The following is a 23,337-nucleotide window of genomic DNA, read 5'->3' on the forward strand; positions in this document are numbered from 1 at the left end:
GTCGGCGTGTGCGGGAACGGTTCGCCACCGTGATGGCCGGAGCCCAAATGATCACCGCGGAACGGTTCGGGAGGGCTACGGTGACTCCCTCTGCGAACAGTTCGCGGGCGAGGTCATGGGTGGCTGCCGGGGTCGCGCGCGGGCACCGGAGGCCTGTGGACGCGGTGTGGCGAACTTCGTGCTATCGTCCTGATGTCGGTGCAGATGCAAGAACACCTGCGTTTGCATCTGTAAGGACCGACGGTATGCGACAGTGGCGTCAGCGACCATGAGCAAGGAGTGGGTCCTATGTCGGAAGTAACGAACCAGGTGATCGGAGCCTGGCGGAAGAGCACCTTCAGCAACCCGAGCGGGAACTGTGTCGAGTTCGCCGAGGCGGCCAACAATTTGGTGGCCATGCGTAATTCGCGCTTCCCCGACGGCGGGGTGATCTTCTACACGCGGCCGGAGATCGAGGCTTTCCTTCAGGGCGCCAAGGCCGGAGAGTTCGACGATCTGGCGGGTTGAGAGGTAACATGGGCCGTCGGCGTGGTGTGCCCGATCCGATGAGCGGCGCACCGTGGGTTAACCCGAAATCGGAGACGACTCCATGATCGCAGAGCCCGAGAACCGTGGTGGTGCGCAATCCGCCGAGGCGGAACGTGGCCCCACGGTTCTACGTATCGCTCTGGGCGGCCAGTTACGAAAACTGCGCGAGAGCAAGAAGATCACCCGAGAAGCCGCGGGTGATGCCATCCGCGGCTCCCATGCGAAGATCAGCCGGCTCGAGCTGGGCCGGACGAGTTTCAAAGAGCGGGATATCCGGGATCTGCTGACGCTGTACGGCGTCGACGATCCGGAAGAGCGGGAGAGCTTTCTCGAACTCGCGCGTAAAGCGAACGAACCAGGATGGTGGCACCGCTACGGTGATCTGCTGCCACCCTGGTTCGGCACGTATCTGGGTCTGGAGCAGGCCGCCAGCAAGATCCGTACCTACGAATCGCATCTGGTGCCTGGCCTGCTGCAGACGCCGGATTACGCCCGGGCCGTGGTAACGCTCGGTTACGAGGATTCCGATACCGATCGCCGGGTGGCATTCCGTCAGCGCCGGCAGGAAATACTGCATCGCGCCGACCCGCCGGTCATCTGGGCGGTACTCGACGAAGCGGCACTGCACCGCCCGGTCGGTGGGCGTGATGTGCATCGGGCGCAGATGGAGCATCTGCTGGATCTGACCCGGCTGCCCAATGTGACGATCCAGGTGGTCCCGTTCTCCGCGGGCGAACATGCCGCTGCGGGAAGCTCCTTTACCATCCTTCGTTTCGCCGAGACCGAGCTGCCGGATATCGTCTATCTCGAACAGCTGACCAGCGCACTGTATCTGGACCGGCGTGAGGATTTGGCGCTGTATCTGTCGGTGATGGACCGGTTGAGCGTGCAGGCGGCACCGCCGGAAGAGTCACGCAGGATCGTCGCGGACTATACGAAAGGCCTGTGACCCGGGGCGATCGGCGAAAGTCACAGCCCGGGTCATCATCTCGGGGCCAAGGCCCCGAGATGATGACCCGGGCTGATGCTTATCAGGCCCGGATGAAGGCCGAAGCGACACGCCAGAAGGTGTCCGGCCGCAACGATCGGAAGTCCCAATCGTCCGCCAGGGCGTGCGCGGTGGTGACGATCTGGTCGATATCGAAATCGTCCCGAGTCGCCGCACCCGTGGATTCAATTGCATCAATAACGAATTCCACGGCGGTTTGGCGCGTGGAATCGCTGAGCGGGTGGCCGCTGTGGAGGCCGAATGTTGTCATATCAATACCGTTCGCCGGCTTGCCGATCGGGGCGGGATCGATTCTCGCTGGAGCAGTTGCGAATCGGGTCGGATCCGCCGGACTCTCCCGCAGGTGCGGCAGTAAACCACTGGCGAATGGTGTCGTCGGCTCACTCACGCGGCCTCCCCTTGTTCTCCCCTGTATAGCGGTGTGGGAAGAGTCTAGGTCGCTGGTGCTTTCAAATGCAAGTACATCTGCACGATCGATTCTTTGTGTGCGAACGGTTTTCGATATCGGAATCAACGTGCCAAGGCGGCGACCGCGGCCTCGATCGGTGTGCTGCCGGTAACCAGTTCCAGGGTGAGACCGGCGGTATGGTCGGCCTCCAGCAGTGCGCCGGATACCGCGGCCACATCCGCGCGGGGGATATCCCCCCGGTCGAGCCGCGGCGGCGCAAGGGTGACCGAACCGGTGCCGGGGGAGTCGAGCAGGCGACCGGGCCGCAGGATGGTCCAGTCGAGGTCACGACTGCGCAGATCGTCCTCGGCCTGGGTTTTGGCGTCCATATAGGCAGCCCATACTTCGTCGGTGCCGGCGGCCGGGGCCAGGCCCGCGCCCATCGTCGAGATCTGCAGGAAGCGACGGGTGCCGACGCGTTCGGCCGCTTCGGCCAGCAGGACCGAGCCGTCGCGATCGACGGTGTACTTGCGGGCCACCCCGCTGCCCGGGCCGGCGCCGGCGGCGAAAACCACCGCGTCCGCACCCTGGACCGTCGCGGCCAGGTCGGTCACCACCGCCTGCTCCAGATCCAGGACAACGGATTCGGCGCCGGTCGCGTACACCTCCGGCGCATGGGCCGCGTTGCGGATCAACGCGATGACGCTGTGGCCCCGGCCGGTGAGAAGTTCGGCGAGCAGGAGGGCGATCTTGCCGTGTCCACCGGCGATGACGATGCGCATACGGGGGTCCTTTCGTGGTCAGCGTTCGGGGCCGCCGGGATTGCAGGCGGCATCGACGGTCGCGTCGTAGCCCACCGACGGCCGCCAGGGTTCGAGATTCCAGGTGGGTTTGTCCGGGGCGACGAGGCGTGCCCACTCCCAGTGGCAGCGGAACTGGTCCCACATGCCCGGGGTGTCGGCGGCCGGATCGGCGGTGCGGATCTCCTGCCAGGCGCGGATATCGGCTCCGGGATAGGTGGTGTCGCGGCCCGCCCGGGTCGGGTGGACCATCAGTCGTGGACCGGCGGCATTCTCGGTCCATTCCAGGTGGTCGATCAGGGGTTGCCCGGCGTACGGATCCACCGTGGGAGTCGGGCGCAGGGTACCGGTGGTGGCGCTCGCCGGAACCGTGACCGTGGTCGTCGCGGTGACCGCGGGTGCGCTGCCGGACCCGATATCGGAGTTCGAACTCGCGCATCCGGTGAGGGCCAGCGCCGAGAGAATCGTCGATACGCCGGCCGCGCGGACCGCGGATTCGATCGGCATACTCGCTCCTGCGCCTCGGGGCCGGCCCGCCCGTCGCGCCGGCTGCTTCCGAGCCTAGAGGGTCGCGCCGCTACGGTGCGGATCTGCCGGTGTGTGGCGCGCGCCGGGGGCTCACCGCGCCCGGTCGGCTGCTCACCGCCACAGGCTGTGGCAGGGGAGCCGGCGCAGACCTGGCCTGATCTTGCTGTCCACCGTCACGGTGAGGCCCGCGTGCAGTGCGGCGGAAGTGAATTCCCAGGCTTCGGCGTTGGTCGCCGCGTACTCCAGGACGAGGGCGCTGCCCGCGGCGGTGCCGTCGAAGTAGACGGTGACCCGCCGGTTGAGGTGGTCGCGGGCGGCGTCGTCGCGTTCGGCAGTGGCCGGTGTCGTGGCGTCCAAGATCCGCGTCTCCTTCCAGGCGTCCCCGACGGCGCCGTTGTGTGTCACAGTAAGTTCGCACCATTGCTGAGAACATGTTCCGGAAGTGGGTCTGGGGAATTCACAGCACGACGCAGAAAGAGCTCGGGGCGGTTCACACCGGTGGATACCCGCTCAGCGGCGGGGGCCGTGGGTATGAACCGTGTCGCAGGGGCCCGGCCCGCCGGGTGCGATTCCACGGCTCACCTCCGGCGAATGTCGTTCACGCCACGAGTGTTTCGTTTGGTCTCCGGTGCCGCTCCCATGCGAAACTCGAATGATGGGTGCTTCTGGAATGCGATCGGCGGTGGAGGCGGAGACCTCGGCCGGCCCGGGATTCACCGCGCGAGCCGCGGCCGACGGCGGGCCGACAGTACTGCGGATGGTGCTCGGTGGCCGGTTACGGCGGCTGCGTGAGGCCAGCGGGTTGTCCCGGGAACAGGCCGGTGACCACATCCGTGGTTCGGATTCGAAGATCAGCCGGCTCGAACTCGGGCGCACCAGTATCCGTGAACGTGATCTGGTGGATCTGCTCGCGCTGTACGGGGTCACCGATACCGAAGAACTCGACGCGTTCCAGGAACTCGCGCGGCAGGCCAATACCTCCGGGTGGTGGCATCGGGACAACGACTGGCTGCCGAAATGGTTCGATATGTACCTGGGTCTCGAGCAGGCCGCCCAGGTGATCCGCTGTTACGAACCGCGCACCGTGCCGGAGCTACTGCAGACCGCGGACTATGCGCGCGCCCTGCTGACGCTGGCCCATCCGGGGGAGCCGGAGGACGCGATCGAACGCCGGGTGGCGCTGCGGATGCGTCGCCAGCACATTCTCGACCGGCCGCATCCGCCGCATCTGTGGCTGATCGTGGAGGAGGCCGCCCTGACCCGCCGGATCGGTGGTTCGAGGGTTTGGGGCGCGCAGATCGACCGGATGTTGTCCGCGGCTCGGCAGCCGCACATCACGGTGCAAGTCCTGGCCGATCATGTGGGCGGTCCGGCGTTGGCCGACGGCGCGTTCACCTATCTCCGGTTCGCCGAGGCGGACCTACCCGATATTGTCTATCTCCAGCAGCTCACGGGCGCTCTGTATCTCGACAAGCAGGCGGACCTGGACGCTTACCGCGCGGTCGCCAATCAACTGTCGGTACACGCGGCGCCGCCGGAATACACACCCGGCCTGTTGACGGCACTGCGCCGGCGCCAGCCACGGATCATGGATCAGCCGGCCCGCCGGGAACAGAGTGGTGCCGGTCGCTGACCGCCTGGCCCGGGGTCGCCGGCCGTCGCGCCGAATTGCCCGAGTATTGAACTCCTCGGGGGAACTCGTTACCGTCTTGTGACCGAACCCAAACCGCGAGGCCGGTCACTGATGAACTCTCCGGAGTACCGCTAGATCGTATCTACCGGCCGCGAGAGAGGTTACTGTCCGGTAGTTATGGTGGGCAGCAGAGCCGATTCCGGGAGCACGGACCTGGAAACCGAACTCGTGGCGCATCTCCGGCGCCCCGATCGATTCGGCGGAACCGCGGATGTGGGCGCGACGGTGCGGCGGTGTCTCGCCGATATCGCCGAAGTTCTCGCACCCGAGCCCGCCGCTCCCGCCGCCGCGCCGCCGGCGGTCGTGACCGCGGCGGTGCGCTGGGCCCAAGAGGGGGTGGCGCTGGAAACGGTGCTCACCGCATGCCACGAATGTGCCCGGGACGCTGTGGAATTCCTCGCGGAGCGGATCGCCGCCGCGGCATTGCGGGCCGAGGCGATGGTGGACGGAGCCCGGCTCCTGGTCCGGGTGGTGGAAGTGGTGACCACCGCCGCCGCGGCGGCGTATCTGGACGAGCACCGGGTCGTCGCGCGCGAACACCAGACCTCGGCGCAGACCATGGTGGCCGCCCTGCTGAGTGGGCACGGGGTGGCCGCACTGGCGAAACGGTCCGGGTTCCGGGTGGCGCCGGCCTATCGGGTGGTGGCGCTGGCGCTCCCGCCGCACGCCGAGGAGCGGGCGGGCGGCCCGGAGGCGGTGTCGGCGGCGCGCCGGAAACTGCGCAGGGTGCAGGCCGCGCTCGGCACTCCGCTGGGGTCGCGGTCGCTGTCGCTGTTGCGTGCCGACGGCGGAACTGTGCTGATCCCGCTGGAAACCGATCTGTGGGGACCGGGCGGTCGCACCGCGGCGGGGCTGATGAGCGCCGAGGTGCTGCAGCTGGTGGCCGAGGCTGCGGAGGTACGGCCGACGGCGACGGTCGCCGCGGGTACCACGGCGGAAGTGCCGGAGCTGGCGGGGCGCACCCACGACGTCCTGAACCGGCTCCGTGCCAGCGGACAACCCCCCGGCCTGTACCGGATAAGCGATGACGCGACCACCGAACAGGACGCGATGGCGGATGCGATGCGAGTGCACCGGCTGCCGCGTCCGGTCGCCGCCACCGGCCCGCGCGCCCGTCCGGGCACACCGGGAGCCGCGTGATGGGTGAGTCGCGAGTGTTGCTGCGAGGTACGAGATGAGATCACGGGTTTCGGTCCTGGCCGCCCTGGCCGTACTGGTCGCGGTCGCCACCGCGACGGCACCGGCCGTCGCGGACCCCGGGGGACACCCGCCGCCGGCCCCGGCCGCACCGGCCACGAGCGCGCGGGAGTCCGGCGGCCGGTTGCTGCGCGTGCAGGTACTCGACGATCAGCGAATCCGGCTACACATCCGTTCGGCCGCCATGGGCCGCGAGATCGCGATCGATACCCTGATCGGCTCCGGCCCGGCGCCCCGGCCCACGTTGTACCTGCTCGACGGTGTGGACGGCGGCCCGACCTCGGGCTGGCTGACCAAGGGCGACGCGGCCGAGTTCTTCGCCGACAAACCGGTCGATGTGGTGCTGACCACCGGTGGTACGGCCAGTATGTACGCCGACTGGGTCCGGGTGGACGCCGCGCTGGGCCTGAACCGCTGGGAGACCTTTCTCACCGAGGAGCTACCACCGATTGTCGAGAAGTATCTGGGATCCAACGGAACCCGGGCGATCGCCGGGGTGTCCATGGGCGCGCAGGCGGCGATGATGCTGACGCAGCGGCATCAGGGGTTCTACCGGGGCGTCGCCGGGATGAGCGGTTGTTACTCCACCTCCGACCAACTCGGCCGCGCGGTGACGACCATGACGGTGGCCTCGCGCGGCGGTAATCCGGAGAACCTGTTCGGCCCGCCCGCTTCGCCGGAATGGCTCGCCCACGACAGCCTGCTGGGCGCCGACAAATTGCGGGGGACCCGGATCTACGTGTCGGTGGCCAACGGTTCTCCCAGCAACACGGCACTGATGTCGATCGGCGACAGCCCGGAAATTCTGGCGGTGCTGCTCGGCGGTGGCTCGCTGCTGGAATCGGGTGCCCACCTGTGCACGCAACGATTCGCCACCCGTCTCACCGAACTCGGCATTCCCGCGATGGTGGATTATCTGCCCGAGGGAATGCATTCCTGGCCGGATTTCGAAGTGCAGTTGCATCGCAGCTGGCCGACCCTGCGCGCCGCGCTGGAATTACCGCAGAATTCGTGACATACCCGGCGCGGTGCCCGAACTGTCGGCACCCTTCGCCGGCCGGGAAACGGCACCGCGCCGGGCGAATCGGGCAGTGAAGTTCTCCAGGAGGCTCTCTATGACGGAACCGAACCCGGCCCGGGCGCGGTCGGCGGTATTCGCCGGCCGCCCCGGTGCTCGTTCGTGGACTTGTCGGTACCGGTGCCCGGGCAGAGCCCGCGGCGGCGCCGACCGAACAGGATCTCGCCGCATTGTGACCGGCGCGTAGACGGGTGTGCGCGGAGCCCGGCCGGCCCGACTCCACCGGCCGGCTCCAGCACACACCGGTCGCCGCGGATTCGCACGGGCCGTCCGCCTCACAGCCCGCGTCCCCTCGTCCGCGCGCGGCGGCAGTACGCCCACCGGGTGGCCACCGCTCAGGTCACCCGGTGGGCGCGGCCGAGCCGGTTGCCACCGGCCCCGTACCGCGTCCGGGCCGGTGGCACCGTGGCCTATGCGCGGGTGAGGAAGTCGGCCGCCTGGGCCCCGATGAACATACTGGGCGCGTGGGTGTGCCCGCGCACCAGCACCGGCATGATCGAGGCGTCGGCGACCCGCAGGCCCCGCACACCGCGTACGCGCAGTTGCGGGTCCACCACACTGTTCTCGTCCGAGCCCATCCGGCAGGTGCCGGCCGGATGGTACAGGGTGTGTGAATAGCCGTTGAGTGTCAGCGCGTGCGTGGCTTCCGACGCTCCGTCGGCGGGTGCGTCCGGTGGATAGCAGAGCGGGCCGAGCACCTCTCGCATGGCGGCGGTATCGGCGATCTCGGCGCAGTACCGCAGGCCGGTCATCAACGCGGTCCGGTCCAGACCCTGTTCGTCGGAGAGGTACTTCGGATCGATCACCGGTTTGGCCAGCGGATCGCCGGAGGCCAGAGTGATCGTGCCGCGACTGTGCGGGCGCACCAGGACGGCCGCCAGGATGACGCCGTGGGCGGTCGGCTCGATGAGGCCCTCGTGGTAGAAGGGCGCGGGTGCGTAGACCAGTTCGAGGTCGGGGTGCTCCAGTTCGGGACGGCTGCGCACGAAGCCGTACGCCTCACCGACGTTCGAGGTGAGCATGCCGCGATGGCGCAGCAGGTAGTTGATCAGCTGGGCCGGTTTCTCGGCGTCGAACAGTGAGTCGTTGTCCACTCCGTAGCCGAGTCCGGTGACGAGATGATCCTGCAGGTTGGCGCCGACCTCGGGCGCGTGGTGGCGGACCGTGATTCCATGGCGTTCGAGTTGGGCGCGATCGCCGATTCCGGAGAGCATGAGCAGCTGCGGGCTGTTGATCGCGCCGCCGCAGAGTACGACCTCGGTACGGGCCGTCACCGTGTCGGTCCGGCCGGCACGCGAGTATTCGACACCGACGGCACGGTCCCCGTCGAAGAGCACCCGGGTGGCGGTCGCCTCCGGGTACACCTCGAGATTGCGCCGCTTCAGCGCCGGGCGCAGATACGCGTCGGCGGTGCTCCAGCGCCGTCCCCGGTACTGGGTGACCATGGTCTGGGTGAACCCTTGCGGTTCGGGTAGGTTCGGTTCCTCGACGGGGAAACCGCGTTCGGCCACGGCCCGCAGATAGGCGGCGGTCGACGGGCGCGGGCTGCGCTGGCGGGAAATGTGCAGGGGTCCGCCGGTGCCGTGGTCGGGGGCGGCCGCGCCCTCGACGTTCTCGATCGAACGGAACTGCTCGACCGCCCGGTCGAAGCCCCATTCCGGGCCCCCGGCGACCGACCATTCCTCGTAGTCGGCGCGGAAGCCGCGCACCCACATCTGGGCGTTGAGTGAGGACGAGCCACCGAAGGTCTTGCCGCGGGGCCAGTAGATCCGCCGATCGTCGAGCTGGGGCTGGGGTTCGGTGAGGTAGTCCCAGTCATAGGGGGTGCGGAAGAGTTTGGCGAAGGCGGCCGGTATGTGGATGAACTTGTCCTTGTCGGCCGGGCCGGCCTCGATCAGGATCACCGAACGGCCCGGGTCCGTGCTGAGCCGGTTTGCGAGGACGGCTCCCGCCGATCCCGACCCGATGATCACATAGTCCGCACTGACTGCTGTCACCTTCGCACCTCTCGATCTCGTGTATCCGTAAACATACGAGAGCGGAGCCGGACGCGAGGCGTCTTCGCCGCAGTGCAGGAGTTGTTCGGAAAAGCTCGTTCGCGGGTGACGTCGTGCGCCGCCGGGGTATAACCGGCGCATGAGTTACCCGGTGGATTACGGGGTGCTGCAAGCGGGTTCGATCCTCGCGATCATCCTCGGTGTGGCCCTGCTGGTTTCGGCGTTGTTCGCATTGCGCAAGAGGGGGTCGCGGGCCCTGATCGCCCGGGGTGCCGGTGGTGCGCTACTGCTGGTCGCCGCGGCGCTGGTGCTGTGGATCGCCACCCTCGTGCAGACCTACCTCGGCCTGACGGGGGAGGTGCGGGCGGCGCATGTGGTGGTGGCACCGGTCTCCGAGGCGGAGCATCAACTCGAGGTGGAGCTGACGCTGTTCGATGCCGACGGTGGCACCACCGAGCGCAGTACGCACCGGGTCGAGGGCGATATGTGGGTACTGCAGGCGCAGTTGGTGGAACTGGAACCGTGGGTCAACGCCCTCGGCTTCCATTCCGGATACAAGGTGTCGCGCCTGTACGGGCAGCGGCTCGACGGGGTGGCCACCCGGCAGAACCACATCTTCCTCAATGGCGGGGATCGCGACTTCTTCGAGGATATGACCGAAAGCCGCTGGTTCACCTCGCCCTTCGTCCGGTCGGCCTACGGCAACGCGGTAATCGCGACCCCCGGCGAATACGACGTGTTCATCTCGCGTGACGCCATCAAGACCCGCGCGGTGGAGTGAGCGCCCTACCTGCCCTCGACCGCGGTTCGGCAGATCTCGCTCAACTCCTCGACCACCGTGTCCAGCGCGGCCGGTCCGCGTTCGGTGCGGGCGACGATCAGCGCGCCCTCCAGCGCGCTGATCACCAGTAGCGCGATGGAGCGGGCCCGTTCTGGCCGGGCCCCGTCCTCGACGAGTTTGGCGGCGACGAGTTCGCGCAGGGTCTCGAATGCCGAGCCGGCGGCGGCGACGGCGCCGGGTTCGTTGCCGAGTGCGGCGGCGGCGATCGGGCACCCGAGCGCGTAGTCGTACTTGTCCAGTCCGTGAGCCAGCATATCGGCGAGTGCGCGCAGGGCGGCCGAGGCCTGTGGCGCCGCCAGCGCTTTGGTGACTCCGGTGGCCACCCGGCTGCCCGCGGCCTCGGTGGCCTCCGTCATCAGCTGTGCTCGGCCGCCGGGGAAGTGGTGGTACACCGATCCGCGCGGTGCGCCACTGGCCTGTAGTACATCGGTGAACGAGACAGCCGCGACGCCGCGCCGCCGGATCAGCGATATCGCGCTGTCGATCATGGCCGCCCGGGGTCCGGCGGGATCCTTCGGTCGTGGCATGCGCTGCTCCCTCTTGCCCGTGGTAACTATGTATGTTGTCATACTTATGATCGTCTCGCCGTGCCAGCGGCACTATTTTCTGGAGGATTCGTGACCGGGATCGACGCGCCGACCCACCCCTTCGATACGGCGATCGCCGTGGAATACACCGACGCGCATCGGCTGGCCGGTCGGACCTGCCCCGATTACGCCAATATGGTGGGCCCGTTCGGCGGCGTCACCGCGGCGGCGCTGTTGCGCGCGATCGAACGGCATCCCGACCGGGTCGGTGATCCGCTGTCGCTGACGGTGAACTACGCGGGACCGATCGCCGACGGGCCCTTCGAGATCACCGCGCGGCCCGTCCGCACTAATCGCACGAACCAGCACTGGCAGCTCGAACTGACCCAGGACGGCACGGTCACCACCACCGCGACCGCAGTATTCGGTATCCGTCGCGACACCTGGTCGGATCTCGAGCTGAGCATGCCGACGGTGCCGGGCCCGGACGCCGAGGAGGTGGTGCCGCAGATCTTCCCGGATTTCATCGCCTGGGGCCGCAACTATGATCTGCGGTTCGTCGCCGGCGCCATTCCCGATGTCGAGCCCACCGCCGAGCTCCCGGAGAATCCCGATTCGGTGAGCACCCTGTGGCTACGTGACGCCCCGGCCCGCCCGGTGGATTTCGCTTCGCTCACCGCCATGTCGGACGCGTTCTACCCCCGCGTGTTCCTGCGGCGCGGGCGCTATCTGCCGGCCGGCACGATCTCGCTCACCGTCTACTTCCACGCGACCGCCGAAGAGTTGGCCGCCCAGGGCACCGAATATCTGCTGGGCCGCGCCCGCGCGAACCGCTTCGGGCACGGCCACTTCGATCAGATGGCGCACCTGTGGGGCCACGACGGCACCTTGCTGGCGACCAGCCATCAACTGGTCTACTTCAAGGACTGAGACCGTCGGTTCAGCTCGCGGCCGGGTCGGTCACCGGCGTGATCGGCAACCGCAGTGCGCCCGGTGCCGATTCGGGGACCACCGGGGATTTCGGCGCCACCGGGGTGATCCGGTGGTACGGCGCGTCCTGCGAGGGCCGGGGATCCTGTTCGCCCTTGTTCGGCCAGTACGCAGCGGCGCGCTCGGCCTGTGCGGTGATGGTCAGGGACGGATTGACGCCGAGGTTCGCCGAGACCGCGGCGCCGTCCACCACGCTCAGCGTCGGGTAGCCGAAGACTCGGTGGTAGGCGTCGATCACCCCGGTGTCGCGGTCGGCGCCGATCGCGGCCCCGCCGAGGAAATGTGCGGTGAGTGGAATATTGAACACTTCGCCCCAGGTGCCACCCGCGGTCCCGCCGATCTGTTCGGCGACCCGGCGGGTGGCCTCGTTGCCGGCCGGGATCCAGGTCGGGTTGGGTTCGCCGTGACCTTGCTTGCTGGTCAGTTTGCGACCGAAGAGCCCGCGGGTGGTGTAGGTGGTGATGGAGTTGTCGAGATGTTGCATCACCAGCGAGATGATGGTCCGTTCGCTCCAGTTGCGGACACTCAGGAAGCTGAGCAGCAGCAGGGGATGACGCAGGGCGGTGCCCAGGAACCGCAGCCACCGCGGAACGCGACCGCCGCCGTCGACCATCAGCGTCTGCAGCAACCCCATCGCGTTGGAACCGCGGCCGTATCGCACCGGCTCGATATGGGTGTCGGGAGTGGGGTGGATCGACGAGGTGATCGCGACGCCTCGGGTGAAGTCCTGGCCCGGCGCGAGCTTCTTGGTGGCGGCGCCGACGATCGATTCGGAGTTGGTGCGGGTGAGCAGGCCGAGGCGGTCGGACAGGTTCGGGAGTACCCGCCGGTCCCGCATGTCGTGCAACAGGCGCTGGGTGCCGAGCGTGCCCGCGGCGACCACGACCTGACGGGCGGTGTAGGTGGTGCGCTGTTTGCGCACCCAGGCGCCGGTGCGCTGGGCCGAGACCACCCAGCTGCCGTCGGATTGCGGCCGCAGTTCGGTCACCGTCGTCATCGGCACCACCTGCGCCCCGGCCTGTTCGGCCAGATACAGGTAGTTCTTGACGAGGGTGTTCTTCGCGCCGAACTTGCAACCGACCATGCAGTCACCGCATTCCAGGCAGCCGGTGCGGGCCGGGCCCACGCCGCCGAAGTAGGGGTCGGCCACGGTTTCGCCGGGTTCGCCGAAGAAGACGCCGACCGGGGTCCGGACGAAGGTGTCGCCGACGCCCATATCCTCGGCCACCTGTTTGAAGACCTCGTCGGCCGGTGTCATATGCGGGTTCTGCACCACGCCGAGCATGCGTTTCGCCTGCTCGTAGTAGGGCGTGAGTTCGCTGCGCCAGTCGGTGATCGCACGCCACTGCGGGTCCTGGAAGAACGGCTCCGGCGGTACATAGAGGGTGTTGGCGTAATTGAGTGATCCGCCGCCGACCCCGGCGCCGCCGAGGATCAGCACATTGCGCAGCGGATGGATGCGCTGGATGCCGTAGCAGCCGAGTTTCGGCGCCCACAGGAACTTGCGCAGATCCCAGCTGGTCTTGGGTAGCTCGTCGTCGGCGTAACGGCGGCCGGCTTCCAGGACGCCGACGGTATAGCCCTTCTCGATCAGCCGCAGGGCGGTGACACTGCCACCGAACCCGGAGCCGACGATGAGGACATCGAAATCCGTGGCCGCCTCGGACATGGGACTTCTCCTTGGGTTCGGATGGTCAGCAGTGACTTGCGGTAACATTAACACAGCTGGGGCGGAGCAATGCTCACTACTGTTGACAGTGCTCTCCAAATTGGACAGGGTGGTCGTATGACCACCCCCCGTGCCCGGGCCCGGGCCCAGACAATGATCGATATCAAGCGGATCGCGCGCGAACATCTTGCCACCGACGGCGCCGCCGCCCTGTCGTTACGCGCGGTGGCCCGCGACCTGGGGGTGGTCTCCTCCGCGGTCTACCGCTATGTCCGCAGCCGGGATGAATTGCTGACCCTGCTGGTGGTCGACGGGTACGACGCGCTGGGCGATGCCGTGGACGCGGCGCTCGCCGCCGCACCCGATGATCCGATCGAACAGTTCCGGGTCACCGCGCGTACCATCCGCGCCTGGGCGCTCACCGAACCGGCCTGGTACGGCCTGCTGTTCGGTACCCCGGTTCCCGGATACGCCGCCCCGGCCGATCGCACGGTCACCCCGGGCACCCGGGTCATCGTGACACTGATGGGCTTATTCGCCGCGGCTCACGGCCGCGGACTGCTTGTGCCCCCGGCGGCGGACGGGCCATCGCTCGCCGGGCCGCTCGCCGACGATTTCGTCCGGATCCGCGCCGAATTCGGGCTGGAGGTGCCGGACTGGGTGCTCGCCCGCGGACTCACCGTCTGGTGCGCGCTGTTCGGTGCCGTGTGCTTCGAAGTCTTCGATATGTACGGTGCGGATACGTTCACCGATCGCACGCAGGTCTTCGAGACCCATATCGCCGGCCTGGAAACCCTGCTCGGTGTGGCCTGAACCGGATCCCGGGGCGGCCCGAGTCCGGCGCTACCGGCCGGGCTCCGCGGCCTTCTCGGTATCCACCTCGTTCGTCGCCGGGTCCGCCGCCGCGGCCTCCCCGGCCGGATCGGCTTCGGTCACGGCCACATCGATCTGTTCGCTGATGTAGCGCACCACGACCGCCACCACGGCGACCACCGGTACCGCCAGGAACGCTCCCGTGATGCCGTACAGGGTCCCACCCCCGGTGACCGCGAGCAGGACCACGACCGCGTGCAATTTCATGGTGCGGCTCTGCAGCACCGGTTGCAGCACATTGCCCTCGAGCTGCTGGACCGCGATGATAATGATGAGCACGATGAGCGCGGTGGTGAATCCTTTGCCGACCAGCGCCACCAGCACCGCCAGCGCGCCGGCGACGAACGCGCCCACCATGGGGATGAAGCCGCCCAGGAATGTCAGTGCGGTGAGCACACCCCACAGCGGCACACCGAGCAGTACCAGCCCGAGCCCGATGAAGAACGCGTCGATAAAACTGACCAGCGCCTGAGTGCGGATGAACCCGCCGAGCACATCCCAGACCCGCACCAGCACTTCCTCGAAATGCCGGCCGCTGCGCCCGCCGGTGAACTTGTGCATCCACGGGATGAATTTCGGCCCGTCCTTGACGAAGAAGAAGCTGAGGATCAGCACCAGGAATATGGTGACCAGCACGGACGTGGCGGTGCTGACTCCGGTGAAAACACCGGAGGCGATCTGTTCGGCGCTGGACTGCACGCGTGAGACCACTGCGTCGACGGCCGAGTTCAGCTGTTCGTCCCGGATATTCAGCGGCGGGCCCTGTAACCAGTCCCGGACCGTGTTGATACCCGTAGTGGCCTTGTCGGAGAGTTCGGGCACCTGATCCACCACCGAGGGCACGATCAACGCGATACCGCCCGCCAGCACGCCGATGAAACCGATGAGCGTGAGCGAGGCCGCCGCGGCCGGCGGCAACCCGGCCTTCACCAGCACGCGGGTGGGCGGCCAGAGCACCGTGGAGACCACGATCGCGAGCAGCACCGGCAGCAGCACCACCCACAGCCGGGCCGCCAGGAAGCCCAGGACCCAGGCCCCGGCCGCGATGGCGACGACGCATACCGCCCATTTGGCCACCCACAACACGCCGGAACCGAAAACGTCCCCCCGATCCGGCGGCCGCGTAGCGCCGGTGGAGCGAGTACGGTCGGCGCGGACTTCCTTCTCCCCGTTCACCCGGCCAGTCTCGCACGCCCGGCCCACCCCGGCATCGCACCGGCCCCGGCCGAACAGGTCACAGCACCACGCCGGGGTTCAGGACGGCGCGGGGGTCGAAGGTCCAGCACAGTTCCCGCTGGATCGAGGTGGTCCCGGCGGCGGCCGGATCGGGCGCCGGTACGAGCCGCGACCGTGATCTCGGTGACCACCCCAGCGTCCTCTCCGACCCCACGAACAGTCTCGTCAGGTCGTACCCCGAGACACCCTCGACGGTGCGGGTGCCGGTCCGCAGGACTCGCCCGTCGGCGAACACGACCTCCAGCGCCGCCACGAAACAGCAGATCCCCATATTTCACAGCACATTCCGCCGGCCCCCGTGGCGACATTGCCGCCGAGCCTGCAGAAGGCCACCGACCTGGGATCCGGCGGATACAGCAGCCCCTGTACGGCGACCGCCGCCCGTAGGTCCCCGGTCATCACCGCAGGCCGAACCAGGCATCACCGGCGATCAGCCGCGTCTACTGTGGAGTCGTGGCGAATCTCAAAATGTTCGGCGATGATGTCGGCGGATCCGCCGCGGTTCTGAGATTCCGCTCCGTTTCTGTGGCAGACCCGCATGCGCTGTCATCCGGTGCGTGGTGCCCCGGCGGTGTCGGTTGGGTCGAGGATGGTCCCACCCTGTCCGCATGCGGGGGTAAACCCCCTATCCGGATTTCAGGGTGACGCCGGATGTGGCCCGTTGGGGACGAAACTAGCGTTCGGTCATGACTTCGACTGTGCGAATGCGCCTCGCCGTGGCGTTCGGTGCCGTTACGCTGCTCGCAGTGGGGGTGGTCACCGCGTGTGCCGAGCCGGCCGACCCCTTCTCCGAAGAGCAGTTGCTTCGGGACGCCGAGGCGATCCACGCCCTGGGTGTGAGCGGTGTGCAAGCCCGCATGATCGGGCCTGATGGTCGGCAGGCGGTCGCCACCAGCGGCACCACCGACTTGACCACCGGCCGCCCGGTCTCTCCCGACGGCTACTTCCGTATGGCCAGCACATCGAAGACACTCGTCGCCACCGTGATCCTCCAACTGGCGGCCGAGGCCACGCTATCCCTGAATGACACGGTCGACCACTGGCTGCCGCAAGTGGTGCAGGGTCACGGCCACGACGGCAACCGCATCACGATCCGCCACCTGCTTCAGCACACCAGCGGAATCCGCGATGACCTGCCCGGATATACCACGCCGGACGAGTACTACCAGCAGCGCCACGAGGTCCACAGCCCCGAGCGGCTGGTGGCCCGCGCGATGGCCCATGCACCGGTTTTCCCGCCCGGAGAGGGCTGGGAATATTCCAACACCGGCTACATTCTGCTCGATATGATCATCCAGCAGGCCACCGGTCGGCCCGCCCACCAGGAGATAGAAGACCGCATCGTGGTCCCTCTCGGCCTCGACCGGACTCTGTGGATGGGCGCCTCACCTACCCTGCCCTCACCGCACGCGCGGGCCTACCAGTACTTCGGCCCCGGTTCCGTAGTGGATGTCACCGACCAGATACCAGTGGACCAGAACCTTTCGTGGGTCACGACCACCCGGGACGAGAATGAATTCTTCCGCGCGTTACTCGGTGGCCGCCTGCTACCACCACAGCAACTGGCCGAGATGAAGCAGACCGTCCCCGTGAGCAGGGAGGTCCAACACATGTGGCCCGGCGGTCGATACGGGCTCGGCCTGGTTCAACGACCTCTGAGTTGCGGAGGAACCTACTGGAGTCACGAGGGTGGGGACGGCGGCTACATCACCCTCAACGGCGTAACCGACGACGGCCGGCGAAGCGCCGTAGTTGCCATGTCCGAGGCACGTGGCGACACCCCAGAGCACATCCTGGACCAGGAGAACGCGGCCAGCGCCCTGATCGACCACGCACTGTGCGTCGGATCCCGCAGCATCCCGTGAGCGGGACTCGCCATACCGCAATCGAGATCATTCCGACCGGCCGGGGTGGCCGGCGGTGATCGCGTTCGCGGTCTCGCGCTGGCGCTCGCTCGGCACCGACGCGCCCGAACCGGTCGCGAAGCCGGACGGCACCGCGGTGCGTCCAGTCGAGGTCGACTGACCAATCCGGTGAGGCTCGGCCGATCAGGTCACCGTTCGCGGATCAGCGCGGAACGGTGACCTGATCGGTGCAGCTGGTGAGTCCGTCCACGATCGAACAGGTGGCCGGTGCCCGGGTCGGCCGGTAATCGCCGGGGACTCCGCCGCGCCGGGTGATGGCCGTATAGGCGGCCACGGCGCCGGTGGGCCGGCGGATCAGGCCGGGGTCGCCGAGCACGTCGACGGTGTACAGCCCGAACCTCGGTGTGTAGGAACCCCATTCGTAGTTGTCGGTGAGACTCCAGTAGTTGTAGCCCATGACGTTCATGCCGTCGGCCACCGCGCGCTGTATCCAGTACACGGTGTCGCGTAGCAGGTCGTCGCGGCGGTAGCCGTCCGCCCGCGGGCGCCCGTTCTCGGTAGGCATCCCGTTTTCCACGATGTAGAGGGGTTTGCCCGGAAACCGCCGCGCATAGTGGTCGAGCGCGTAGTAGATACCCTCGGATTGCAGCGACAGTGTCCACATCTTGCTGGGGTCGGGCACCCGGGTGAAGACGTCGACGGGGGAGAACCCGTAGTAGTAGTCGATGCCGATGTAGTCCAGTTTCGCGCCGACCCGGCCGATGAACGCACCGTTCACGGCGTCTTCGGCGGTGGGGATATAGGCGACATTGCTGCTCACCATCGCCCCCGGCTGTACTCGGTGGATGTGGTCGTAGATCGCGTTGTGGGCGTCGGCCAACCGGTCCTGCACGGCCGGGATATCCGTGACGCCGATCCCGCCGTGGCGTACCTCGTTCATGAGGTATGTGGCGGGTTCGTTGAAGGTGATCCACAGCGGTTCGTCCCGGGCGTACCGGTCGACCACCCGGCGGGCGTTGGTGAGCCAGTCCTCGACCATTCCGGCGCGCCGCCACCCACCCCGATCGGCCTGCCAGCCCGGATAGACCCAATGGTCCAGGGTGAGCATGGCGCGCATACCCGCGCTGCGAATGGCCTGGACGACCTCGTCGTAGAACCGGAAACCGTCCTCGTCCCATTCGCCCGGCCGCGGTTGTACCCGTGCCCATTCGATCCCGATCCGGTAGACGCGCACCCCGAGTTGCGCGGCCAGGGCGATATCGGACCGGTAGCGCGAGTAGAAGTCGACCGAGTCGAGATACAGGTCCTCGGTTTTCCCGGCCGCGATATAGCGGGTCCAGTTGCTGTCCGGCGCATGCCCTTCGGACTGGAATCCCGAGGAGGCGACACCCCACAGGAAATCGTCACCCAGTGGGGCGACCTCGACCGGGGGAGTGGGGCGCGCGCCGGCCGATCCCGTTCCCAGGACGACGGCGCCGGCGGCAACCGCGCTGGTGGTCAGAAATAGGCGACGGTTCACCGGACCCATCGGATCGGTCTCCTGTCCTCTGTTCGTCTCCGTCTGGCGGCGTTCGCACCAGAGTAGCGGCGCGGCATCGGATCCGGGCCGTCCCGTAGGAATCCCGCCGCCGCGGCCGTGGCCGGATGCAGTCGGGAGGCGGCCGGGCTTATATCTCCTCGGAAGGCGTGTGCGGCGGTCACCGAATGGATCGGGTCTCGATGGTGCACTCGAGCTTCTGGAACCGAGTAACTGTTCTCTGATGCTTCGCCCGCACCCGCCTACAGTCAGAAATCACAGGAATTGTCGGTATCTAGATATGCGCATTAGAGCATCTATAGCGCTATTCCAAACCGACCTCGGTGCGGAACGCCGCAATGAGGGGGAAGAGTGCACGGATCTGGCCTTATGTTAATCCGTGCACTCCTACCGGACCGGCGGGGCTCGAGTGGATTCCGGCGGCCGCGGGTCAGCGGCGTCCCCGGAAGGTGCGGCGTAGATCGCTGACCCATTCGTCCGGGATCTCCCAGGGAATGAAGTGGCCTCCGTGGTCGTGGACGGTAAGGTTGACGTGGTTGTACCACTCGGCGCGGTCACTGGCTCGGAAGTGTTCGACGCGTTGCGCGGTGCCCACGCCGGGTGGGTTCTCGTAGCCGACGAACGTGATCCCGGTGGGGGCCTGCACGACAGGGCGGCGGTCGTGGGAAGGCGTCCAGGGGTAGCGGTTGTGGTTGGCGTAGAGGCGTATCGAGGTGCCGATGGTGTTGGTGGCCCAGTAGATCGTGGCGTGCGTGAGCAGGTCGTCCCTACTGAACACGGTCTCGATGTCGCCGCCGTTGTCGCTCCATTTGCACCAGCGTTCCGGGATCCATGCCAGCATGCCCGCCGGGGAATCGGACAGGCCGTGAGCGAGGGTGCTGGGGGCCAGGAGGTGGGCGGCAAGGTGGACGGCGAAACGGCTGTCCAGCTCCACGATTCGGGCGCGTATCTCGTCGGAGATGTCGTCGGGTATCGGTATCCCGCCGCTGAAGTCCCAGGCGCGATCGCCGTTGAAGAGAGTGAGTTTCAGCCCGGATCCGATGTGGAGGGCATACAACTCGTCGGCGTACTTGTGGCCGAGCTGCGCGGTGACCAGCGCACCGACGTCGCAGCCGGCGGCGCCGTATTTCTCGTGGCCCAGGACCTCGGTCATGAGTGTGTGCCAGAGATCGGCGACCTTCCAGAAGTTCATATCCGGGCGGTTGGCCAGCGGACTGGAGAACCCGATACCGGGAAACGAGGGCATGATCACGTCGAACGCCTCGGCCGGATCGCCGCCGTGCGCCGCCGGATCCGCCAGGAGGTCGGCGACCTTGGACCAGTGCCAGAACGTCCAGGGCCAGCCGTGTGTCAGGAGTAGCGGTGTCGGATTCGGCCCGACGCCGGGCCTGCGCATGAAATGTACGGGCACCTCGTCGATTTCGACCCGGTAGTGCCGGTAGTTGTTGATCTCGGCTTCGGCTGCGCGCCAGTCGTATCCGTCACGCCAGTAGTCGACGAGTTCTAGGAGATAGCCACGAGGCACGCCGTAATACCAGTCGTCGTTGCCGGCATCGTCGGGTAGACGGGTGAGATCCAGGCGCTGCCGCAGGTCGGTGAGCACCCTGTCGGGGACGTGAATCTTCGTCGGTGTGAGGGGGAACGGTCGGGTACCGGGGGTGCTGTCGCTCATCGGGCCTCCTACGTCGTGTGGCCGAACTCTGCATAAGCAGCTTATTTAACCAACTTCTATTTCTATAAATTTCGGATACAGTCCCCGGGATGGACGATCCGGACGCTTTCGACGTGGACGCTTTCGCAGCGGCAATCGAGGATTTCAACCGCGTCTACATCCGCATCCCGGTCCGGGAGAAGCTGCCGTTCACCACGCTGTCGGTGCTCGACACCCTGGCGCGCGGCGGCCCGGCGCGGCTGACCGATCTGACCCGGACCGAACAGATGACGCAGCCGGGCGTCACGCAACTCATCGCGCGCCTGGAGCGTGACGAGCTGGTATTGCGCCGCCGTGACCCCGGTGATGGCCGGGCCGTGATCGTGCACCTCACCGAGGCGGGCCGGCAGGTGCGGCAAACCCGCCACGACGACCGTGTGCGGTACCTGGCTCCGATGATCTCCGAGCTGAGCCCCGCGGACAGCCGGGCACTCGCCGCCGCATTACCCGCCCTCGCCCGGCTCGCCCGGCTGGAGCGGGAGCACTGACACATGGGCCTTGTTCTCCGCCCCACCACTCGCTCTCATATCTGCCGCGGGTCGGTGAGCGTGTAGGTGTTTCCCCGCGTCCCGGCTCGCGCGGGGAGAGGGCGGCGACCGCGGCGATATCGGTCGGAGCCGCGGCCGGACGGTCCGATATCGCCGAAGGGAGTGGCAACCACCGGTGGGCCCGGACGCTGGAGGCCCACTGCGGAAGTTCACCGGCTGCAGGGCGGGTCCATTCAGGTCCGACTGCTGGATCGCGTGCTCCAGGTGCGGGGAGTGGCGCCGGGAAGCCCGGCCGCAGGGTCTCATAGGTGCGGTGGGCGCCGGGGGGATGGTCCGGCCCGGTCTCGGTCGCGATGGGCAGGGGAGTGGTGGCTACGCAACCCCGACGGCGCCTCAACTCATCGACGATAACCGATTGTGCGGGGTCGCCCATCCTGAATGTAGAGCCGTCGGTAGGGACCGACACGATCAGTTCGAACCTCAGAATTAACAATATTGATACGGAGATATGCGCATCTACATATGTTATCTTGCTCATCGATCACCCACCTCTCACATCCCAACCAAAAGAACAACGAAGAGCCGGGGGAGCCCCAGCAGAAGAGCAGAAGCTCGTGTTGCGTACCCGGGAGGTAGGGGCGCATCCGGCGGTGGGTAGCCGGTTCGGCGAGCGGCGTTGTGCTGTGGGTGATTTCATGTCGCAATGATCGACAAGGATGGCTACGACCGGTTCCCGGCGTTGTCTCAGGAGGGCCTGGAGCGCTACTGCTATCTCGACGACGAGGACCGCAGGCTGATCGCGCGCCGGCGTCGCGATGACACCAGACTGGTTTCGCCATCCACTCGATGGCGACATGGGCGGCCAGCCCAACGTCGAGCTGGTCAACGGCCTGAGGGCCTACGTCATCGGCGACACGGGTAACGAGGACGACGGCTACCAGCCGCAACGAGGGGTGTCACGTCCGGCGACGTGTCGGGCAACTGCGTCGACACCGGAGCGGGCGTACCGCTCCAGGGGACGGACGGAGGCGTGCCGGGAGCGGGCCAGCGACATGGGGGTGGAGCGTGAAGCCGTCCAAGTCCTCGATGTCCTCGGGTGAGGCGAGCGGGTTGGCCAGTAGCCGGGTGGATACAGGTCCTCCACGTTCAGGCACAGCACCTCATCGGCGCGGGCCGCCGACTCGTAGAGCATCTTCCAGAACGTTTTCTCCCTGAGCCCGACGTCCAGGCACCACAGGGGGTGGCCATCTGGTTCTCGGCCAGGGCCTTGGTGCGGTCCGGTGGCGCCGGTCGCCGCTCGTCGGGTCCCTGGCGATCCAGCCCTGGCGCTGCCACCAGCCGATCGCCTTGCGTGCGATGGACAGCTCCCGGTTGACGGTGTCGGCGTCTATCTCGTCCGCCCGCGCTGCCGCCAGTTCGGCCGGCACCTCCGGCAGTGCGGGGTTGTCGATCGCGGTGACGGCGAAGACGGCCGCGCGGATAGGGGTACGACCCGGGCGCGCGGCACCCGAAGCGCGCCCCCGCCGCCGAGTTCGGTCACCGGTTCGATCGCCACGTCCGTCCCGTCCTTCCGGTCCTGCCGCAGTAAATGCGTACACCTCGCCTGCGGCCGGAGGACCCGCCACAGGTCGCGATGATCACGGTAGGGGGCCCTCCGCAGTAAATCCGGTATTTACCGCGACAGGCCGTGGGATGGTGCGGATGTCAGTCGTGCCGCTGGTGGCAGTGGTGCATGCCGAGGGCAGGCTTCGAACGCCTGGATCACCAGCCCTGAAAAGCGTCGGGAGGCCTTGACCTGGGTGGCGGTCGAGGTGGCGTGGATCCCCTTGTTGGCCATGAGTATGAGAATCAGGTCGTCCAGGACGAAGTCGGACCGCAGTTGTCCTGCTTCCTTGGCTCGCTGGGCCAGTTCGGCGACTGCTTTCACCGTGTACTCACGGCCTGCGGCGATATCCTTCACCCCCGGGTAGGTCGACAAGAGAGCTTCGGTGAAGCCCCGATCGCGGGCCTGCAGCTCACAGATCTTCTCGATCACCAGGCACAGGCCACGCCACGGATCAGGATCTGCGCACCCCTCGTCGACAATGGCGCGGCATGCGTGCAGCTGGTCCGCGAAGGCATCGGCGACCAGCATCTGTTTGGTCGGGAAGTGACGGTACAAGGTTGCAGGCCCCACCCCGGCACGCCGCGCCACCTCCCGCATCGGCACGTCCAGGCCATCGGCGGAGAAGAGCGCTCGGGCGGCGTCGAGGATGCGTTCTCGGTTGTCCAGCGCGTCGGAACGCAACGTATGAGGCAAACGGTCGGTCACCACTCTCACTTTACCTAAACGGACGGGGGCGTCCGTTACCGTCCGAGGCGTTGAAGCTCTCGGGCTCGAGT

23 protein-coding genes are annotated in these 23,337 nt (G+C 67.4%); 10 read left to right on the forward strand and 13 right to left on the reverse strand.

Features of this window, described 5'->3' with window-relative positions; genetic code table 11:
- Window positions 1-288 precede the first annotated feature (288 nt).
- Both ACQPYS_RS14510 and ACQPYS_RS14515 read left to right on the forward strand, forming a co-directional pair.
- Window positions 289-507, forward strand: coding sequence for a DUF397 domain-containing protein (locus tag ACQPYS_RS14510; protein WP_030519885.1), 219 nt, complete (start codon window positions 289-291; stop codon window positions 505-507).
- A gap of 82 nt (window positions 508-589) precedes the next feature.
- Window positions 590-1,477, forward strand: coding sequence for a helix-turn-helix domain-containing protein (locus tag ACQPYS_RS14515; RefSeq protein ID WP_063034475.1), 888 nt, complete (start codon window positions 590-592; stop codon window positions 1,475-1,477).
- 82 nt (window positions 1,478-1,559) lie between these two features.
- Here the strand turns inward: ACQPYS_RS14515 and ACQPYS_RS14520 are convergent, their stop codons facing one another.
- The 4 genes from ACQPYS_RS14520 to ACQPYS_RS14535 form a co-directional block, all read right to left on the reverse strand.
- The gene (locus tag ACQPYS_RS14520) at window positions 1,560-1,925 is read right to left on the reverse strand and encodes a hypothetical protein (RefSeq protein ID WP_245664395.1); all 366 of its coding nucleotides are present in this window, start codon (window positions 1,923-1,925) and stop codon (window positions 1,560-1,562) included.
- Window positions 1,926-2,047: 122 nt separating this feature from the next.
- The gene (locus ACQPYS_RS14525; protein ID WP_063034509.1) at window positions 2,048-2,707 is read right to left on the reverse strand and encodes an SDR family oxidoreductase; all 660 of its coding nucleotides are present in this window, start codon (window positions 2,705-2,707) and stop codon (window positions 2,048-2,050) included.
- 18 nt (window positions 2,708-2,725) lie between these two features.
- Complete coding sequence (locus ACQPYS_RS14530) at window positions 2,726-3,232, reverse strand: DUF2599 domain-containing protein (protein WP_433492917.1); 507 nt, start codon at window positions 3,230-3,232, stop codon at window positions 2,726-2,728.
- A gap of 132 nt (window positions 3,233-3,364) precedes the next feature.
- On the reverse strand, window positions 3,365-3,658 hold the full coding sequence (locus ACQPYS_RS14535; protein ID WP_433492918.1) for a hypothetical protein: 294 nt from the start codon (window positions 3,656-3,658) through the stop codon (window positions 3,365-3,367).
- 352 nt (window positions 3,659-4,010) lie between these two features.
- Between ACQPYS_RS14535 and ACQPYS_RS14540 the strand changes: the two genes are divergently transcribed.
- The 3 genes from ACQPYS_RS14540 (at window position 4,011) to ACQPYS_RS14550 (ending at window position 7,158) form a co-directional block, all read left to right on the forward strand.
- Window positions 4,011-4,886 (forward strand): helix-turn-helix domain-containing protein, encoded by an 876-nt coding sequence (locus tag ACQPYS_RS14540; RefSeq protein ID WP_063034918.1) that lies wholly within the window; start codon window positions 4,011-4,013, stop codon window positions 4,884-4,886.
- A gap of 177 nt (window positions 4,887-5,063) precedes the next feature.
- Window positions 5,064-6,086, forward strand: coding sequence for a transcriptional regulator (locus tag ACQPYS_RS14545; RefSeq protein WP_433492919.1), 1,023 nt, complete (start codon window positions 5,064-5,066; stop codon window positions 6,084-6,086).
- A gap of 34 nt (window positions 6,087-6,120) precedes the next feature.
- On the forward strand, window positions 6,121-7,158 hold the full coding sequence (locus ACQPYS_RS14550) for an alpha/beta hydrolase (protein ID WP_433492920.1): 1,038 nt from the start codon (window positions 6,121-6,123) through the stop codon (window positions 7,156-7,158).
- Between the two features lie 473 nt (window positions 7,159-7,631).
- Here ACQPYS_RS14550 and ACQPYS_RS14555 read toward each other — a convergent pair whose 3' ends face one another.
- On the reverse strand, window positions 7,632-9,218 hold the full coding sequence (locus ACQPYS_RS14555) for a GMC family oxidoreductase (protein WP_063034513.1): 1,587 nt from the start codon (window positions 9,216-9,218) through the stop codon (window positions 7,632-7,634).
- A gap of 139 nt (window positions 9,219-9,357) precedes the next feature.
- On the opposite strand from ACQPYS_RS14555, the gene ACQPYS_RS14560 reads away from it, so the two are divergent.
- Complete coding sequence (locus tag ACQPYS_RS14560) at window positions 9,358-9,999, forward strand: hypothetical protein (protein WP_433492921.1); 642 nt, start codon at window positions 9,358-9,360, stop codon at window positions 9,997-9,999.
- 5 nt (window positions 10,000-10,004) lie between these two features.
- Here ACQPYS_RS14560 and ACQPYS_RS14565 read toward each other — a convergent pair whose 3' ends face one another.
- A complete protein-coding gene (locus tag ACQPYS_RS14565; RefSeq protein ID WP_063034515.1) occupies window positions 10,005-10,586 on the reverse strand; it encodes a TetR/AcrR family transcriptional regulator in 582 nt (193 codons plus the stop codon).
- A gap of 90 nt (window positions 10,587-10,676) precedes the next feature.
- On the opposite strand from ACQPYS_RS14565, the gene ACQPYS_RS14570 reads away from it, so the two are divergent.
- Window positions 10,677-11,516 carry an acyl-CoA thioesterase gene (locus ACQPYS_RS14570; RefSeq protein ID WP_433492922.1) on the forward strand — a complete coding sequence of 280 codons (840 nt, stop codon included), beginning with the start codon at window positions 10,677-10,679 and terminating at the stop codon, window positions 11,514-11,516.
- 10 nt (window positions 11,517-11,526) lie between these two features.
- On the opposite strand, the gene ACQPYS_RS14575 is transcribed toward ACQPYS_RS14570, so the two are convergent.
- Window positions 11,527-13,245 (reverse strand): GMC family oxidoreductase N-terminal domain-containing protein, encoded by a 1,719-nt coding sequence (locus tag ACQPYS_RS14575; protein WP_063034517.1) that lies wholly within the window; start codon window positions 13,243-13,245, stop codon window positions 11,527-11,529.
- A gap of 117 nt (window positions 13,246-13,362) precedes the next feature.
- On the opposite strand from ACQPYS_RS14575, the gene ACQPYS_RS14580 reads away from it, so the two are divergent.
- Window positions 13,363-14,058: a TetR/AcrR family transcriptional regulator gene (locus tag ACQPYS_RS14580; RefSeq protein WP_433492923.1), complete on the forward strand. Its 696-nt coding sequence runs from the start codon at window positions 13,363-13,365 to the stop codon at window positions 14,056-14,058.
- 30 nt (window positions 14,059-14,088) lie between these two features.
- Here the strand turns inward: ACQPYS_RS14580 and ACQPYS_RS14585 are convergent, their stop codons facing one another.
- From ACQPYS_RS14585 to ACQPYS_RS14595, 3 genes are read right to left on the reverse strand one after another with little or no spacing between them, the layout of a single operon-like run.
- Complete coding sequence (locus tag ACQPYS_RS14585; RefSeq protein ID WP_433492924.1) at window positions 14,089-15,294, reverse strand: AI-2E family transporter; 1,206 nt, start codon at window positions 15,292-15,294, stop codon at window positions 14,089-14,091.
- 58 nt (window positions 15,295-15,352) lie between these two features.
- Window positions 15,353-15,625 carry a hypothetical protein gene (locus tag ACQPYS_RS14590; RefSeq protein WP_433493169.1) on the reverse strand — a complete coding sequence of 91 codons (273 nt, stop codon included), beginning with the start codon at window positions 15,623-15,625 and terminating at the stop codon, window positions 15,353-15,355.
- Window positions 15,520-15,753, reverse strand: a complete 234-nt coding sequence (locus ACQPYS_RS14595) for an FAD-binding protein (RefSeq protein ID WP_245664397.1) — start codon at window positions 15,751-15,753, stop codon at window positions 15,520-15,522. The genes ACQPYS_RS14590 and ACQPYS_RS14595 overlap by 106 nt, the downstream gene beginning before the upstream one ends.
- Window positions 15,754-16,058: 305 nt before the next feature.
- Between ACQPYS_RS14595 and ACQPYS_RS14600 the strand changes: the two genes are divergently transcribed.
- Window positions 16,059-17,219, forward strand: a complete 1,161-nt coding sequence (locus ACQPYS_RS14600; RefSeq protein WP_433492925.1) for a serine hydrolase domain-containing protein — start codon at window positions 16,059-16,061, stop codon at window positions 17,217-17,219.
- Window positions 17,220-17,421: 202 nt separating this feature from the next.
- Here ACQPYS_RS14600 and ACQPYS_RS14605 read toward each other — a convergent pair whose 3' ends face one another.
- Entirely contained in the window at window positions 17,422-18,747 is a 1,326-nt protein-coding gene (locus tag ACQPYS_RS14605) for a family 1 glycosylhydrolase (RefSeq protein ID WP_433492926.1), read from the reverse strand.
- 439 nt (window positions 18,748-19,186) lie between these two features.
- On the reverse strand, window positions 19,187-20,428 hold the full coding sequence (locus ACQPYS_RS14610; protein WP_433492927.1) for an epoxide hydrolase family protein: 1,242 nt from the start codon (window positions 20,426-20,428) through the stop codon (window positions 19,187-19,189).
- A gap of 89 nt (window positions 20,429-20,517) precedes the next feature.
- On the opposite strand from ACQPYS_RS14610, the gene ACQPYS_RS14615 reads away from it, so the two are divergent.
- On the forward strand, window positions 20,518-20,955 hold the full coding sequence (locus tag ACQPYS_RS14615) for a MarR family winged helix-turn-helix transcriptional regulator (RefSeq protein ID WP_433492928.1): 438 nt from the start codon (window positions 20,518-20,520) through the stop codon (window positions 20,953-20,955).
- Between the two features lie 1,672 nt (window positions 20,956-22,627).
- Here ACQPYS_RS14615 and ACQPYS_RS14620 read toward each other — a convergent pair.
- The gene (locus tag ACQPYS_RS14620; protein ID WP_433492929.1) at window positions 22,628-23,266 is read right to left on the reverse strand and encodes a TetR/AcrR family transcriptional regulator; all 639 of its coding nucleotides are present in this window, start codon (window positions 23,264-23,266) and stop codon (window positions 22,628-22,630) included.
- Between the last annotated feature and the right edge of the window lie 71 nt (window positions 23,267-23,337).

It is taken from the genome of Nocardia grenadensis (assembly GCF_050942415.1).
Lineage (GTDB): Bacteria > Actinomycetota > Actinomycetes > Mycobacteriales > Mycobacteriaceae > Nocardia > Nocardia grenadensis.